The sequence below is a fragment of the Polymorphobacter sp. genome, from assembly GCF_051860865.1.
GTDB lineage: Bacteria > Pseudomonadota > Alphaproteobacteria > Sphingomonadales > Sphingomonadaceae > Sandarakinorhabdus.
On sequence record NZ_JBIMKZ010000034.1, the window covers coordinates 16498 to 33440 of the forward strand.

Below are 16943 nucleotides of genomic sequence, written 5' to 3' on the forward strand. Positions count from 1 at the left end.
ATAGTCGCCGAAACAAAACTTTTCCCCAAGGCAACCAGGCATTCGATCTATTTATTTTTAATATCGACCGAGCAACAACGTCATACTATCGAGCAGCAACTTGCTGCGCTCTATTATAAACTTCTTTCCCTGCAATAACCGTTCTCTCAACGGCAATATCCTGAATTCGTTCAGGGTCAACGGTAAGAAGGTCGGCCGACAAGACTGCAAAATCTGCCGCCTTTCCAACCTCGATCGACCCTACATTCTTTTCATCGAATGTGAAGTAGGCCGACTCCATTGTGTGCATGCGTAGCGCATCTGCAACACTCACCCCTTCTTCCTTCAATCCCTTTACCGTGCCGTTCCAGCTCTTGCGCGTGACAGCGGCATAAATGCCGGCGATCGGCCCATAAGGCCCGGCGTCGGACCCGAACGACACCCGGACGCCCTTCCTGACCAGCGACCCGGCCGGATTCTGCGTTTCCTCGCGCGCCGGCTCCAGCGCCTCATCGGCATAGGACCCCAGCGACAGCAGGAACCCCGGCTGGCTGGCCAGCCCGATATTATACTTGACCATCTTGTCGATCGTCGCCTCGGGCGGCTTCACCGCAACATGGTGCAGGTAATTGCGATAATCTCCCTTCGGCATCACCTCCAGGATGCGACCCAGCTCGTTGACCGTCATCTCGGCCGCCCCATCCCCCATGGTGTGAATGCCGACCTGCCAGCCCAGCTCCATGGCGCGCTTCGACACACGATACAGGTTCGAATCCGGGATCCGCTGCACGCCCTTGAACTCGGGATGATTCTCATAGCCCCGCGTCGACCAGAACACAGGCGCGCTCAGCCCGCCGTCGATACTCATCTTGATCGCGCCCATCTTCAGCTTCGGGTGCTTGTAGACCGCCCTGGGATCGAACGCCTCGATCTCGGCGAGCGTCACCTTCACCGCCTCTTCCATGTCATTGAATGAGTCGGTGCCCGGCGACACCCGGAACTGTGTCGTCAGCCGCGGCAGCGCCTCGCCATCCTTGTTGTAGACGGCCTCGAGCATCGGAAAGTCGTCCGGCCGCAGCCCGGCCACATTGGCGCTGGTGATGCCCAGCGACACCAGCTGCTGCAGCAGCTTCGTCCACTGCGCCATCTTCTCCTGCGGCGGCAGCACGCCACGCAGCTTCTCCTTCGGCATGACGCCCCAGATCACCCGCCGCGCGGATTCGGTCACCTTGCCGGTCGGGTCGCCATTGGCGTCGCGAACGATCTCGCCGCCCTTGGGCTTGGTATCCTTGGTCACGCCGGCGGCGCTCAATGCATTGGTATTGACGATCAGCGTATGCGGCCCGCGCGCGATCACCACCTTGTGATCGGGCGCCACCCGGTCGAAATCCTGGCGCGTCGGCAGGTTGGAATTAGGCCATTCCTCGCGGGAGACTTCACCCACGATCCACTCACCCTTGGGCGTCTTGGCGGCCTGCGCCTTCAACGCCTCCAGCAGCGCCGGCTTCGTGTACACGCCGACCAGCCACTCGGGCAGCTCGCCGATCATGGAATTATACTTCCATGGGATCAGCGCCTCGCCGAGGTGGATGTGATTGTCATAGAAGCCCGGCACCATCGTCTTGCCGCCCAGGTCGACAATCTTCGTCGATGCCCCCGCCAGTTTGCCAATGTCGGCCGCCCGGCCCACGGCCAGCACCTTGCCGCCGGAAACGGCCACTGCCTGGGCAATGTCGTTCTTGGCGTTGACGGTCACCACCTTGCCATTGGTGTAAATCACATCGGCCACCTGCGCCCAGGCGGACGTGCCGACCATCAGCGAAACCGACAGACCAGCGATTTTAGCGTATTTCATCATTGCAATTTGACCCACCCATGACCCTTGCAGCTATTGTCATCCGCCCGACACAAAACCAACAAGGTGCCAACGGCGCATATCCGTTGTCTTTTATGCAACGCATCAATTTAGCATGCAGGAACAGCAGGTTGCAGTCAGCATGATAATGCCGGCTACTGATCCCCTGAAATCTGCAGAAACAAGAGGTAACAGCCCGCCACGCACCCGCGAGTGCGTGGCGGGGAGACAGGTCAGTATTTGAAACGCAGGCTCAGGCGGAAGGTCCGGCCCAGACGATCACCCATCACCCGGCTCGCCGGCGGCTGACCGATGGCCGGATCGCCGATCGGACCATAATAGGCCTGCGCCGGATCACGGTTCAGGATGTTCGTTACTGTCAGCTGGATCTGAGCCTCGCTGGACCGCACCGGGATCTTGTAGGCGATAGACGTATCAATGAAGAACGCGCCCGGAAGGCTGTTGTCATTGATCGTCCGGGAAGCCACCGTCGACGCCGGGCAGTTGGTCTGGCACTCGAAGAAGTTCGGATCAGTCACACCAGCACTATAGCCACGGCCCACAAGGCTCAGTGTGAACGGATCAGCATCCCAGAAGGCACTCAGACGATAATTCCAGCTCGCGGGGCCATTGAGATTACCACCAGCCGATTCCCGCGGCGGCGTCCGCCCGTCGTCGGTTGCGTTCGTGATATAATGGGTGAACAGACCACGGAGAGACAGATTGCCCGGCGCGCCGGGGATGATCGCATCCATCGGCGTGCGGAACGACGCTTCGATGTCGAGGCCCTTGTTGACCTGCGACGCGAAGTTGGTCGGGAAGATGATGATCTGCGGGAAGAAGACGGGATTGCCCTGAGCGTCCAGTTCCGCCGTGATATTGTTGCAGAAGGACTGAACATTCTCCAGATAGCAAAGCTCGGCCGTCTGTTCGACGCTGATCACGCCGATCGCATCGGTGATCTTCACTTCATAATAGTCGACCGACAGGGCAAGACCCGGCGCAAAGGTCGGTGTCGCCACTGCCCCAATGGTCCAGCTCTTCGCCTTTTCCGGCTGCACGGCCTGATTGCCGGTCCGCAGCTCCTGGAAATTGGTTGTCCGCGTCGGCAAGCCCGGGAGACGCAACTGGAACGAGTTGGAACGCCCGGTGCCGGCCGCGAACAGCTCTTCAAGGTTGGGCGCCCGAATATCGCTCGAATAGCTGCCGCGCAGCCGCAGGTCATCGATCACCTGCCAGGTCGCACCGACTTTCCAGGTCGCCACCGTGCCGGACGTCGAATAATCCGTCACACGCGCAGCACCGTTCAATTCCGCACCCGTGAACACCGGCAGCGAGAGCTCGGTGAAGGCCTCCTTCACCGTGTAGGAGCCCTTGTTGACCAGATAATTCCCGTACTGCCAGCCGTTGTTGAAGACTGGATCAACCTGGCCGTCGATCTGCTCCTTGCGCCATTCGCCGCCCAGCGCGATCGCCGCCGGGCCGCCCGGCAGATCAAACAACTCGCCGCTGAATGTCAACGCCGCCACATCCTGCTGCAACCGCTGGAATCGGTAGGGCTGGTTGCCATCGTTGAGAATATAGTTGTACGATTCCGGCGACTGACCGCCGATCCCGATGCGGTTCATCGGAATACAGCCGTTGGTCGGGTTGGTCAGCGTCGAGCGGCAGACGATGGTGCCCGCGGCCACACCGAGCGCATTGCCCGCCGGTGCCCGCACCGGATCAGACGCCAGCGCCACGCGTGACAACAGCCAGGTATTTGTCAGCCGCTCCTGAATACGCGAAAAGCCACGCTGGTAATAGGCATCGACGTTCCAGCTCTTGCTGAACAGGTCGAACGAGCCCTTGACGCCGCCCACGATACGATAGACTTCACGCACGTTGAGCGAGCCGCCAATCGGCAAGCCAGCGTTGGAGGTGCCGACTTCCAGCCGGGTCAGGCCCAGCCTCTGCATGTCGGCCCGGACCGACTCCGGCAGATACGGGTTGTCGATCCGCACGGCATTGTTCAGACCACCGGTAGTGCTCGTACCCGTAAGGCCGTTCACCGGCTGCAGATAATCATTATCGTTGGTCTGCTTGTTGTAATTATAGCTGGCATAGATGTTCCAGTCCGGCGTCAGATCGAACGACGCGCGACCGAAGGCGCTAATCCGCTCCTGTCCCGGCTCAAGCGAGGACGAGCCCGCATAGCCCTGGCTTGTATATTCCCAGTCCCCGCCCAGCATCGTCTGTGCCGCCGTGGTTTGCTGACGCCCAAACACCAGCTGGCCGACCGACGCGATGCCGGTGGCTGGGTTGACCGTACCAAAGAAGGTTCCGCGCAGCGGACCACTGAGCACAAGGCCACCCGGCGTCACACGAGCCGGGCCAACCCCTGCCGAAATGAGATATTCAGGCGCGCCATTTGTCGCTGTGTAATCCGGGTTCAGCATCAGCAGGGTGCCGCGCTTGGCCCATTCGCGGGTTCCGCCGGGAACGCTCTCGCTCTTGAAATACTGCGCGTTGCCCATGATGTGCAGGCGATCGTTCAGCAGATTGACACCCGCCGTCGCCACCAGATTGTAGTTAAAATTGTCGCCATACGTGGTTTCACCGACATCACCGTTCAATTCCAGACCGGTGAAATCCTTGCGAAGGATGAAGTTGACCACGCCGCCCACGGCGTCCGAACCATAGGCCGCCGACGCACCGCCGGTTACCACCTCCACGCGCTCCACCAGCGCCTGAGGAATGGTGTTCACGTCCACCTGACCGGTCGCATTGCTGCCCACCGACCGCTGACCATCGATCAGAACCAGCGTGCGGCCAGTGCCGATGCTGCGCAGGTTGATGGCGGAGATACCGGCGTTGCCCGCAGACAGCGAGGCCGTACTGCTCGCCGGCGAGGCACTTCCCGAGATCGCAGGGATCTGGTTGACGAAGTCAGCAATGTTCGGTGGCGCCTGCGCCTGGATATCGGCTGCACCCAGCACGCTCACCGGCGTCGGCGCCGTATAGCCATCGCGCGCAATACGCGAGCCGGTCACTGTAATTGCGCCGCTATCCGAACCATCGGTGTCGACCACCAGGCCCGACGGCGTCTGCGACACCTGCTCGGGTGACACTTGCGCCAGCACCGCCTGTTCGGCCACGCACAGCGCCAGCACGCTGGCCGTCGCGAAGGCCAGCCGCCGGCTGATCGCACCACAATTCATCGCTTGCGTATTTGTCGACATGATTTTCCCCCTGTTTGCCTGTCAGCAGACCTGTTTTCCCCCCAAGGCCAACCAGCAACTGCCCATTTCGGCGACTATACGCCCCGTTCCTCCCGCAAAATCATCCGGTCCTTCACCGCGCCGCCACCTGCTGCGCCCGGTTGAACACTTCCTTGCCGCCGATGACCGTCCGCTCGACGACAATGTCCTGGATCCGTTCCGGCGCCACGGTCATCAGGTCGGCGCTCAGCACCACCAGATCGGCGAACTTGCCCGGCTCGATCGACCCCATCTCCTTCTCGTTGAAGGTCATCCAGGCGGCTTCCATGGTGTGGGCGCGCAACGCATCGGCAACGCTCACTCCCTCTTCCTTCAGACCCTTCACCGTGCCGTTCCAGCTCTTGCGCGTCACCGCCGCATAGATGCCGGCAATCGGCCCATAAGGGCCTTCGTCCGACCCGAACGACACCCGGATGCCGCGCTTCACCAATGACGCGACCGGATTCTGTGTCTCCTCGCGCGCCGGCTCCAACGCCTCATCGGCGAACGACCCCAGGGACAGCAGGAACCCCGGCTGGCTGGCGACACCGATGCCGAACTTCGCCATCTTGTCGATCGTCGCCTCGGGCGGCTTCACCGCGACATGGTGGAGATAATGCCGGCGGTCCTTGCTCGGCAGCTCGGCCATGATCTTGCTCAGCTCATTGACCGTCATCTCCACGGCGCCGTCACCCATGGTGTGGATACCGACCTGCCAGCCCAGCTCGATCGCCCGCTTGGCGGTGCGATACAGGTTCGAATCCGGGATCCGCTGCTCGCCGGTAAAGCCCGGCCGGTTCTCATAGGATTTGGTCGACCAGAAGATCGGCGCGCTCATGCCGCCGTCGATGCTCATCTTGATTGCACCCATCTTCAGCTTCGGATGCTTGTAGATCGCCTTGGGGTCGAACGCCTCGATCTCGGCGATCGTCACCTTCACCGCCTCTTCGGGATCGTCGAACTTGTCATAGCCGGGCCAGATCCGGAACTGCGTCGTCCAGCGCGGAAATTCGTCGCCGTCCTTGTTGTAGATGCTCTCCAGCAGCTGGAAATCGCCGGGCCGCAGCCCCGCGACATTGCCGCTGGTGACGCCGAGGCTGACCAGCTGCCGCATCTGCGTCCGCCAGTCCTCGGCCTTCTTCTCCGGCGGCTTGACGCCCTGCAGCTTCTCCGGCGGCATCGCCTCATAGACGACGCGCTTGGCCGCCTCGAGGATCTTGCCCGTCGGCTCGCCCTTGGCATCGCGCACGATCTCGCCGCCCTTCGGCTTGGTGTCGCGCGTGATCTTCGCCGCCTCGATCACCCGGCTGTTGACGATGATCGTGTGCGGCCCGCGCGCAATCACCACAGGATTGTCCGGCGACACCTTGTCGAAATCCTCCTTGGTCGGCAGGTTCGAATTCGGCCACTCCTCGCGCGAGATCTCGCCGACGATCCACTCGCCCTTCGGCGTCTTCGCCACCTGGCCCTTGATCGCCGCCACCAGCTCGGGGATAGTCTTCACCCCGATCAGCCAGTCCGGCAGCTTGCCGATCATCGAGCTGTAGCGCCACGGCATCAGCGGCTCGCTGAGATGGACATGATTGTCGTAAAAGCCCGGCACCATGGTCTTGCCGCCAAGGTCGACCACCTTCGTCGAAGGCCCCTTCAGCTTGCCGATATCCGCCGCCGACCCTACCGCCAGCACCTTGTCGCCCGAAACAGCGACGGCCTGGGCGATCTCGTTCTTCGCATTGACCGTCACCACCTTGCCGTTGGTATAGATCAGGTCGGCCATCTGCGCCTGCGCCGCCGTCGAAGCGAGCAGCACGGCAGTAAACGCCAGACCGCGACAAAGTATCGTCATAGACCCCAACCCCCGACAGAACGCCAATACCGCGTTATTCCCTGAACACAGCTTCTCGCCGGATCGGCCCGACAACAAGGTGTCTAAGACGCCACCCCGGTGCCTATCAAGCACCGGTAGCCCTCACAATCCCGCCGACTGTACCGCCCGGTTGTAGACCTCGCGCCCGCCGATGATCGTCCGCTCGACCTGGATATCCTGGATTCGCTCCGGCGCCACCGTCATCAAATCGGCGCTCAGCACCGCAAAGTCCGCCGCCTTGCCCGGCTCGATCGACCCGAGCTTCTTGTCGTCGAAGGTCAGATACGCCGCCTCCAGCGTATGCATCCGCAGCGCATCGGCCACCGACACCCCCTCTTCCTTCAGACCCTTCACCGTGCCGTTCCAGCTCTTGCGCGTCACCGCCGCATAGATGCCGGCAATCGGCCCATAAGGCCCGGCGTCGGACCCGAACGAAACCCGGATGCCCTTCCTTACTAGCGACGCCACCGGATTCTGCGTCTCCTCGCGCTCGGTCTCCAGCGCCTCATCGGCATAGGACCCAAGCGACAGCAGGAATCCCGGCTGGCTGGCCACGCCGATATTATACTTCACCATCTTGTCGAGCGTCACCTCGGGCGGCTTGACCGAGAAATGATGCAGGTAAAAACGATGATCGCCCTTCGGGAGCCCATCGATAATCCGCGCCATCTCGTTGGTGATCATCACCGCCGCGCCGTCGCCCATGGTATGGACACCGATCTGCCAGCCCAGCTCGGCCGCCCGTTTGGCGGTACGGTAGAAGTTCGAATCCGGCACCAGCTGCTCGCCGATGAAATCAGGCCGGTTCTCATAGCCCTTGGTCGACCAGAACACCGGCGCGCTCATGCCGCCGTCGATGTTCATCTTCAGGGCCCCCATCTTCAGCTTGGGATGCTTGAACACCGCCTTCGGGTCGATCGCCTCGATCTCGGCGATCGACACCCGCACCGATTCCTCCATGTCCTCGAACTTGTCGGTCCCCGGCCACACCCGGAACTGCGTCGTCAGCCGCGGCAGGTCATCGCCATATTTGGTATAGACCGTTTCCAGCATCGGAAAATCATCAGGCCGGATCGCCGCGACATTGGCGCTGGTAATGCCCAGCGACACCAGTTGGCGCAGCATCTTGTTCCAGTTCGCCATCGTCTCTGCCGGCGGCGCCGCGCCGCGCTGCAATTCCGGCGGCACCGCCGCCCAGATGATCCGCCGCGCCGACTCCGTCACCTTGCCGGTCGGCACGCCGTTCGCATCGCGCACAATCTCGCCGCCCTTCGGATGCGTGTCCTTGGTCACCTTCGCCGCCGCCAGCGTGGCGGTATTGACCAGCAACGTATGCGGCCCGCGAATAATGATCACCTTGTGGTCGGGCGCGATCCGGTCGAAGTCTGCCGCCGTCGGCAGGTTCGAGTTCGGCCAGTCCTCACGGTTGACCTCGCCGATCACCCATCCGCCCTTGGGCGTCTTCGCCGCCTGCGCCTTCACCGCGTCCAGCAGGGCGGGAATCGTCTCCACCCCGACCAGCCAGGCCGGGATCTCGCGCAGCATCGAATTATATTTCCACGGCAGCAGCGGCTGGCTCAGATGGATATGGTTGTCATAGAAGCCCGGGACCATCGTCTTGCCGCCAAGATCGACCACGCGCGTCGAAGGCCCCTTCAGCTTGGCGATCGCGGCCGCCGACCCCACCGCCAGCACCTTGTCGCCCGAGACTGCCACGGCCTGGGCGATCTCGCCCTTGGCATTGACCGTCACCACCTTGCCATTGGTGTAGATCAGGTCGGCCATCTGTGCCGATCCCGATGTCGAGGCCAGCGCCATCACAGCCACCAGCCCCAGCCTGCCCGTCTTGCCCATCGCCTGCCCCCATCGAACCCCGTGACCCGACCACAGCTTCATGCGACCCGCAGGATCAGACAAGGTGCGTTAAGCGACCAGCCGTTGCGCCTGAGTCACCAGATGAGTGACCAGGTCATCGCGCTGCCGACACGGCCGCCCGGCGATAAACCTCGCGGCCGCCGATGATGGTGCGCTCCACGCGGATATCCTGGATGCGCTCGGGATCGACGGTCATCAGATCGTCGCTCAGCACCACAAGATCGGCGAACTTGCCCGGCTCGATGGAGCCGATGGTCTTGTCGTCGAAGGTAAGATAGGCGCCTTCCATCGTGTGCATTCGCAACGCGTCCGCCGCCGATACACCCTCCTGCTTCAGGCCCTTGACCGTCCCGTTCCAGCTCTTGCGGGTCACCGCCGCATAGATGCTGGCCAAGGGCCCATAAGGCCCCTCATCGGAGCCGAAGGACACGTGCAGCCCGCGCCGGGCCAGCGACCCGGCCGGGTTCTGCGTCTCCTCGCGCGCCGGCTCCAGCGCCTCATCGGCGTAAGAGCCCAGCGCCAGCAGAAACCCCGGCTGGCTCGCCACCCCGATTCCGTACTTCACCATCGTGCCAACCGTCGCTTCGGACGGCTTCACCGCGACATGATGCAGATAGTGGCGGTGATCGGCCTTCGGCGCCTCATCGAGAATGCGCTGCAACTCGCGCACCGTCATCTCCACCGCGCCGTCACCCATCGTATGGATCCCCAGCTGCCAGCCCAGTTCGGTCGCCCGCTTCGACACGCGGTACAGGTTCGAATCCGGTATGCGCTGCTCGCCCTTGAAGTCCGGCCGGTTCTCGTAGCCGCGTGTCGACCAGAAGATCGGCGCGCTCATGCCGCCGTCGATGCTCATCTTGATCGCACCCATCTTCAGCTTCGGGTGCTTGTACACCGCCTTGGCGTCGATCGCCTCGATCTCGGCGATCGTCTCCTTCACCGCCAGTTCCATGTCGTCATATTTGTCATGCCCCGGCCACACCCGGAACTGCGTCGTCAGGCGCGGAAACTCGTCACCGAGCCGGTCATAAATGCCCTCCAGCATCGGAAATTCGTCGGGCCGCAGCCCCGCCACATTGCCGCTGGTAATACCGAGCGACACATATTGGCGCATCTGCGTCACCCAGTCGGCAATCTTCTCCGCCGGCGGCTTCACCCCGCGCACCAGATTCTCCATCGGCTCGGGCGGCATCACATCGAGCACGACCCGCTTCGCCGCCTCCAATATCTTCCCCGTCGGCTCGCCGCGCGCATCCCGCACAATTTCCCCGCCCTTGGGCCGCGTCGTCGCCGTCACCCCGGCGGCGCGCAAGGTCTGGCTGTTGACCATCATCGTGTGCGAGCCACGGCCCAGCACCACCTTGTGGTCCGGCGCCGCCGCATCGAGATCGGCGCGTGTCGGCAGGCCCGAATTCGGCCAGTCCTCGCGCGGCAAGCGTCCGACGATCCACCCGCCGGCGGGGATCAGCTTCGTCTGCGCCCGTATCGCGTCCGCCAGCTCCGGGATCGTCGTCACCCCTTTCAGCCAGGCCGGCACCTGCACGATCATCGATCCATAGCGCCAGGGCTGCAGCGGCTCGCTCAGATGGAGATGATTGTCGTAAAATCCCGGCACCACCGTCTTGCCGCCGAGGTCAACAACCCGCGTCGACGCGCCCGCCATCCGGCCGATCTCGGCCGCGCTGCCCACCGCCAGCACCTTGTCGCCAACGATGGCCACCGCCCCGCCGATCCGGTTGTCGGCATCGACGGTCACCACCTTGGCATTGGTGTAAATCAGGTCCGGCAGCTGCGCCAAGGCTGCCGCGCCACCCGAGAACCCACAGCAACCCGCTCCCGCCAGCACGACCGAAACCCTGACGATACGTGCCATGGAATTATCCCTCCATGTGCCTCAGGCCGCCAGCTCCAACGGGCTCGTCCACCCCAGCCCAAGGCTCTCGGCCACCGCCGCATGACAGACCTTGCCGGCATGGACGTTCAATCCGGCCCGCAGCCCTTCCTCGGCCAGGATCGCCCGCAGCCCGCCATCGGCAATCCGCAGCCCATAAGGCAGGGTCGCATTGTTCAGCGCCACGCTCGACGTCATCGGCACCGCGCCCGGCATGTTCGCCACGCAATAATGAATGATGTCGTCGACGACATAGGTCGGCTCCTGGTGCGTCGTCGCATGGGAGGTCTCGAAGCACCCGCCCTGGTCGATCGCCACATCGACGAGCACGGCGCGCGGCAGCATCCCTGCGAGCATTGCGCGCGAAATCAGCTTCGGCGCACTCGCACCAGGCAGCAGCACGGCGCCGATCACCACATCGGCGTCGGCGATCTCCTCCTCGATCGTCCCCACCGTCGAATAACGCGTCCGCACCCGCCCGCCGAACAGCTCGTCCAGCGCCCGCAGCCGCGGCAGCGACCGGTCGAGGATCGACACCTCGGCCCCCAGTCCCACCGCCATCCGTGCCGCGTGGGTACCGACGACGCCGCCGCCCAGTACCACCACGCGCCCGGGCTTCACCCCCGGCACGCCGCCGAGCAGCAACCCGCGCCCGCCGGCATGGCGCTTCAGGCTCTCGCCCGCCGCCTCGATGGACAGTCTCCCCGCCACTTCGCTCATCGGCGCCAGCAGCGGCAGGCCACCGGCCGCATCGGTCACCGTCTCATAGGCCACGCCGGTCACGCCGCTCGCCAGCAGCCCGTGCGTCTGGTCCGGATCGGGCGCCAGGTGCAGATAAGTATAAAGGATCTGCCCGGCCCGGAACTGCGGGATTTCGCTCGCCTGCGGCTCCTTCACCTTGACGATCATCCCGGCCCGCGAAAACACCTCGGCCGCGCTGGACACGATCTCGGCGCCCGCTGCCTCATAGGCCGCATCGCTCTGGTGGCACCCCGCCCCGGCCCCGGTCTCCACGATCACCTGGTGGCCGCGCGCCACATATTCCCGCACCGCAAAGGGCATCAGCCCCACGCGATACTCATGCGTCTTGATCTCCTTGGGCACCCCAACCAGCATCGTCCGTCTCCAAAAAAATCAGGCGGTCGCCTTCCCCCGGCGAAACACCAGAAACCCGATTCCCACGATCGCCACCGTCACCAGGCTGGCGATGAACTCGCGCACCAGCCCCGGCGTCAGCGCCATCGCCACCAGCACCCCGGCCATCGCCACCAGCGCCAATATTGTCCCCCAGGGCTGGAACCACATCTTCACCACCAGCGCCGCCGGATTCTCGGCGTCGAACCGCGCCCTGATCCGCAGCTGCGCCACCGAAATCATCATGTAGATGAAGATCATGATCGCCCCCGATGCCGCCACCAGGAACGAAAACACCATCTCGGGGGACAGCACCGACGCCGCCAGTGCCACATAGCTGAAGATGCTGCCGAACAGGATCGCCCGCACCGGGACCTTGCGGCTGTCGAGCGCCACCAGATACTGTGGCGCATCCCGCCGCGCCGCCAGCGCGAACAGCACCCGCGAGGTCACGTACAGCCCGGAATTGAGGCAGGACAACACCGCCACCAGCACGATGGCGTTCATGATCGTCGCCCCGCCCGGCACCTCTATCGCCGCCAGCACCGCCGCAAACGGCGAGTTCCCCGGCACGATATCCACCCACGGCACCACCGATACGATCACCGCGATCGACAATATGTAGAAGATCAGGATGCGCCACGCCACCAGCCCGGCCATCCGCGCCACGGTCTTGCCGGAGTCCGCCGATTCCGCCGCCGCGATCGTCGCAATCTCGGCGCCGACGAGCGAGAAGATCACCGTTGTTACCGCCCCCAGCACCGCAAACCCGCCCGCCGGTGCAAAGCCCTGATGCGCGGTCAGATTGACCAGCCCCGGGGACACATCGCTGCCCAGCAGCCAGCCCAGCCCGATGACGATGAAGGCGATAATCGCCGCGACCTTGATCGACGAAAACCAGAATTCAAACTCGCCATAGGACCGCGTCGACATCAAATTGACCCCGGTCAGCACCGCCATCAGCGCCACGCCGATCCCCCATACCGGCACGTCCGGCAGCCACAGATGGATGATCTTCGCCCCGGCAATCGCCTCGATCGCCACCACCACCACCCAGAAATACCAGTAGAGCCAGCCGCTCATGAACCCGGCCCAATGCCCAATCCCGATCCGCGCAAATTCCGGAAAGGACTGGACGCCGGGAATGGCCATCGCCATCTCGCTCAGCATCCGCATCACCAGCATGACGATCAGCCCGGCCAGCCCATAGCTGAAGATCACCGCCGGCCCCGCCGCGTTGATCGCCGCGCTACTGCCCACGAACAGCCCAGCGCCGATGATCCCGCCAATGGCGATCATCTCGACGTGCCGCGGCAGCAGCCCCTTGCCCAGCTCCGGCGCACCGGTCACCGGTGCGCCGGCAGCGGCCAGGTCTATCGCCCCCTCGACCGTGCGGTCACCCACACTCACGCGGTGCGGCCCAACACGTCGCCGATCCGCTCGACCATCTCGTCAACCTGCGCCTTTTCAACAATCAGCGGCGGCGACAGCGCAATGATGTCCCCGGTCACCCGCACCAGCAACCCTTCGTCGAACAAGGTGCGGAACACCTCCATCGCCCGGGCGCCGGGCTTGCCGGCCCGCGCCTCCAGCTCGATCCCGGCCACCAGCCCGAGGTTTCGCACGTCGATCACGTGCCGCGCCCCCGAAAGATTGTGCATCGCCTCTTCCCAATAAGCCGCCATCGCGCCGGCGCGGGCAAACAGCCCCTGCTCGGCATAGACATCGAGCGTCGCGATCCCCGCCGCCGACGCCAGCGGGTGCCCGGAATAGGTATAGCCGTGCATGAACTCGATGCCCGGCGCCGCATTGTGCACGATCGTGTCATGCACCTCGCGGCTCGCCGCCACCGCCCCCATCGGCACGGCGCCGTTGGTCAGCCCCTTGGCCATGGTCAGAATGTCCGGCGTCACGCCGAAATACTCGGCCGCCGTCGGTGTCCCCAGCCGCCCGAACGCGGTGATCACCTCGTCGAAGATGAGGAGGATGCCATGCTGCTTGGTGATCGCCCGCAGCCGCTCCAGATAGCCGCGCGGCGGAATCAGCACGCCGGTCGATCCGGCCACCGGCTCGACGATGACGGCGGCGATCTGCTCGGCGCCGTGCAGCGCCACCAGATTCTCCAGCTCCACGGCCAGGTCATTGTTGGTCGAGGCCTGACCGCGCGAGAACGGGGCCACCGCGCCATGCGTATGGCCGAGATGGTCGATCCCCATCACATGAGCGCCGAAGCCCTTGCGGTTCGGCCCGATGCCGCCAACCGACATGCCGCCGAAGTTGACACCGTGATAGCCCCGCGCCCTGCCGATCAGCCGGAACCGCCCGGCATCGCCGCGCGCCCGGTGATAGGCCAGCGCCATCTTCAGCGCCGTATCGGCCGATTCCGATCCCGATCCGGTGAAGAAGATCCGGTCCAGCCCCTTGGGCATGATTCCTGCCAGCCGTCGCGCGAGCTCGAACGGCAGCGGATGGCCAAGCTGGAAGGTCGGCGCGAAGTCCATCACCGCCGCCTGGTCCTGGATGGCCCGCACCACCCCCGGCTGGCCATGCCCGGCATTCACGCACCACAGCCCGGCCGTCGCATCGAGCACCTGCCGCCCGTCGGTGGTGTGATAATACATGCCGCTGGCGCGCTCGAACATGCGCGGCGACGTCTTGAAATAGCGATTGTCGGTAAAGGGCATCCAGAAGTTGGACAGCGGACCCTCGTCATGCGCCGCCTCGGGAGAAGCATCCGTATCCAGCGCCACATGAGCCGCGCCCCGGCCCACTCCCTCGTCCATCATCACGCCTCCCGCGGGTCATTACCCATCATGCAACACCGGAACCGAAAAACCGGCCTTTCATCAGTACCGATACTCAATCTGGCCCCTCGATCCTGCAATGGCAGAATGCGCTAGGCCAGCAAGTTGCCATCACCGTCAGCCCGGTGTCTTTTGTGCACCAACGCTTGACCCTATCTTCATTATGCCTATCGTCACCTCCATGCCCCGCTTCGAGGATTCGTCCAGCGCCAAGCTGATCCCGGCTTTCGCCGCCGTCCGGGCGTTCGAGGCTGTCGGCCGCCTCGGCGGCATCCGCGCCGCCGCCGCCGTCCTCGAGATCGATCACAGCGTCGTCAGCCGCCACCTGCGCCACCTCGAGGATTTCGTCGGCGTCTCGCTGGTCCACCGCGACGGCGGCCACCTCCACCTCACCGAGGCCGGCGCCCGCTATCACGGCCGCGTCTCCGCCGCGCTCGCCGAACTGGCGCTGGCCACCGCCGAGGTCCGCGATCCGGACGCCAAGAACGTCATCCTGGTCTGGTGCGTCCCCGGTTTCGCCGCCCAATGGGTTGCCGATCGCCTCGCCCGTTTCGAAGAGCTGTGGCCGAATTTCCATCTCGAGCTGCGCCCCACCGACGGCCGCGCCAATCTTGTCGCCCATGAGGCCGATGTCGACATCCGCTTCTACCTCGATGACTGGCCGCCCGATCCCGGCGGTCGCGGCCTGCGCTATGTGGAGCTGGTCCGCCCGCCGATCATGATCGTCGCCAGTCCCAGCGTCGCCGCCAGCCTCGCCGGCCGCACCAGCCTTGAAGACCTGCTCGATCGCCCGCTTCTCCACGAGGAGCATGATTATCAGTGGCGCGCCTGGCTGACCCTCAACGGCATCAAGCGCCCGCTGCCCGAACGCATCCCCGGCCCGCTGCTCTGGCACGCCCATCTCGCCATCGCCGCGGCCCGCAACAGCCGTGGCCTCGCACTCGCCAGCACGTTCCTCGTCGATGCCGACCTCAAGGCCGGCACGCTGGTCGAGGTCCAGATCCCCAACACCGAACCGGTGGTGATGGGCGCCTATGCCTTTGTCACCCGCGAGGACCGCTGGACCGTCGAGACCATCCTGCAGTTCCGCCGCTTCCTTCAGATCGAGGTCGCCCGCTTCACCGGCATGGCCTGAACGAAAGTCCCCCCAATGTCCGTCACGCTTACCACCGAGGGCGATATCGCCGTCGTCACCATCAACAATCCGCCCGTCAACGCCCTCTCCGCCGCCGTCCGCGATGGCCTGGTCGCCGCCTTCACGTCGCTCACCCCGGCCCAGAACCCCGGCATTCGGGCCGTCGTCCTCCTCTGCTCGGGGCGCACCTTCATCGCCGGCGCCGACATCTCGGAATTCGGCAAGCCCTCCCAGGGCGCCAGCTTCCACCAGGTCCTCACAGCCATCGAGCAGACCCCGATCCCCGTCGTCGCCGCCCTCCACGGCACCGCGCTCGGCGGCGGGCTGGAGACCGCCATGGCCTGCCATTACCGGATCGCCAGCCCGTCCGCCCGCCTCGGCCTGCCCGAGGTCAAGCTCGGCCTGCTCCCCGGCGCCGGCGGCACCCAGCGCCTGCCCCGCCTCGTCGGCGTCGAAAAGGCGCTGGCCATGATCACCACCGGCACCCCCATCTCCGCCGCCGAGGCCCTCGCCGCCGGCCTGATCGACGCCACAACTGACGCCGACCTGCGAGAGGCCGCCCTCGCCTTCGCCCGCCAGCTCGTCGCCGAGGCCCATCCCCCCCGCCGCATCCGCGACGACGACAGCCGGCTCGGCACCCCCGAAAGCCTCGCCCCCCTCCTCACCGCGTTCCGCGCCAAAAATGCCAAGGCCTTCAAGGGCCAGCACGCCCCCGAAGCCATCATCCGCTGCATCGAGGCCGCCGTCACCCTGCCCTTCGACCAGGGCCTCGCCGTCGAGCGCACCGAGTTCGAAACCCTGATGGCCGGCCTGCAATCCAAAGCCCTTCGCCACGTCTTCTTCGCCGAGCGTCAGGCCGCCAAGATCGATGGCCTCGATCCCGCCATCCAGCCCCTCCCCATCGCCTCGGTCGGCGTCATCGGCGCCGGCACCATGGGCGGCGGCATCGCGATGAACTTCCTCACCGCCGGCATCCCCGTCACGCTGGTCGAAACCCGGCAGGACGCTCTCGACCGCGGCATCGCCACCATCCGCAAGAATTATGAATCCAGCGCCGCCAAGGGCCGCTTCCCCGCCAGCGAGGTCGAGGCCCGCATGGCCCGCTTGCGCCCCAGCCTCAGCCTGGAAGACCTCGGCCACGCCGACCTCATCATCGAGGCGGTC

General features: G+C 64.7%; 10 protein-coding genes. 2 read left to right on the forward strand and 8 right to left on the reverse strand.

Annotation, left to right across the window (positions count from 1 at the left end):
* Nucleotides 1-85: 85 nt before the first annotated feature.
* The 8 genes from ACTIFJ_RS08170 to ACTIFJ_RS08205 all read right to left on the reverse strand — a co-directional run bounded on the left by ACTIFJ_RS08170 (nucleotide 86) and on the right by ACTIFJ_RS08205 (nucleotide 14626).
* A complete protein-coding gene (locus tag ACTIFJ_RS08170; RefSeq protein WP_439533607.1) occupies nucleotides 86-1834 on the reverse strand; it encodes an amidohydrolase in 1749 nt (582 codons plus the stop codon).
* Between the two features lie 233 nt (nucleotides 1835-2067).
* Nucleotides 2068-5055, reverse strand: coding sequence for a TonB-dependent receptor plug domain-containing protein (locus ACTIFJ_RS08175; RefSeq protein WP_439533608.1), 2988 nt, complete (start codon nucleotides 5053-5055; stop codon nucleotides 2068-2070).
* Nucleotides 5056-5167: 112 nt separating this feature from the next.
* Complete coding sequence (locus ACTIFJ_RS08180; RefSeq protein WP_439533609.1) at nucleotides 5168-6883, reverse strand: amidohydrolase; 1716 nt, start codon at nucleotides 6881-6883, stop codon at nucleotides 5168-5170.
* Between the two features lie 159 nt (nucleotides 6884-7042).
* Nucleotides 7043-8794, reverse strand: a complete 1752-nt coding sequence (locus ACTIFJ_RS08185; RefSeq protein WP_439533610.1) for an amidohydrolase — start codon at nucleotides 8792-8794, stop codon at nucleotides 7043-7045.
* 115 nt (nucleotides 8795-8909) lie between these two features.
* Nucleotides 8910-10688 (reverse strand): amidohydrolase, encoded by a 1779-nt coding sequence (locus ACTIFJ_RS08190; RefSeq protein WP_439533611.1) that lies wholly within the window; start codon nucleotides 10686-10688, stop codon nucleotides 8910-8912.
* A 21-nt stretch (nucleotides 10689-10709) separates the two neighbouring features.
* On the reverse strand, nucleotides 10710-11822 hold the full coding sequence (gene ald / locus ACTIFJ_RS08195) for an alanine dehydrogenase (protein ID WP_439533612.1): 1113 nt from the start codon (nucleotides 11820-11822) through the stop codon (nucleotides 10710-10712).
* Nucleotides 11823-11840: 18 nt separating this feature from the next.
* Complete coding sequence (locus tag ACTIFJ_RS08200; protein ID WP_439533613.1) at nucleotides 11841-13250, reverse strand: amino acid permease; 1410 nt, start codon at nucleotides 13248-13250, stop codon at nucleotides 11841-11843.
* Nucleotides 13247-14626 carry an aspartate aminotransferase family protein gene (locus ACTIFJ_RS08205; protein ID WP_439533614.1) on the reverse strand — a complete coding sequence of 460 codons (1380 nt, stop codon included), beginning with the start codon at nucleotides 14624-14626 and terminating at the stop codon, nucleotides 13247-13249. The genes ACTIFJ_RS08200 and ACTIFJ_RS08205 overlap by 4 nt, the downstream gene beginning before the upstream one ends.
* Nucleotides 14627-14825: 199 nt before the next feature.
* Here ACTIFJ_RS08205 and ACTIFJ_RS08210 point away from each other — a divergent pair, with 199 nt between their 5' ends.
* Together ACTIFJ_RS08210 and ACTIFJ_RS08215 are read left to right on the forward strand one after the other, a co-directional pair.
* Nucleotides 14826-15779, forward strand: coding sequence for a LysR substrate-binding domain-containing protein (locus ACTIFJ_RS08210; RefSeq protein WP_439533615.1), 954 nt, complete (start codon nucleotides 14826-14828; stop codon nucleotides 15777-15779).
* A 15-nt stretch (nucleotides 15780-15794) separates the two neighbouring features.
* A partial coding sequence (locus ACTIFJ_RS08215) for an enoyl-CoA hydratase-related protein (protein WP_439533616.1) occupies nucleotides 15795-16943 on the forward strand: 1149 nt, incomplete at its 3' end.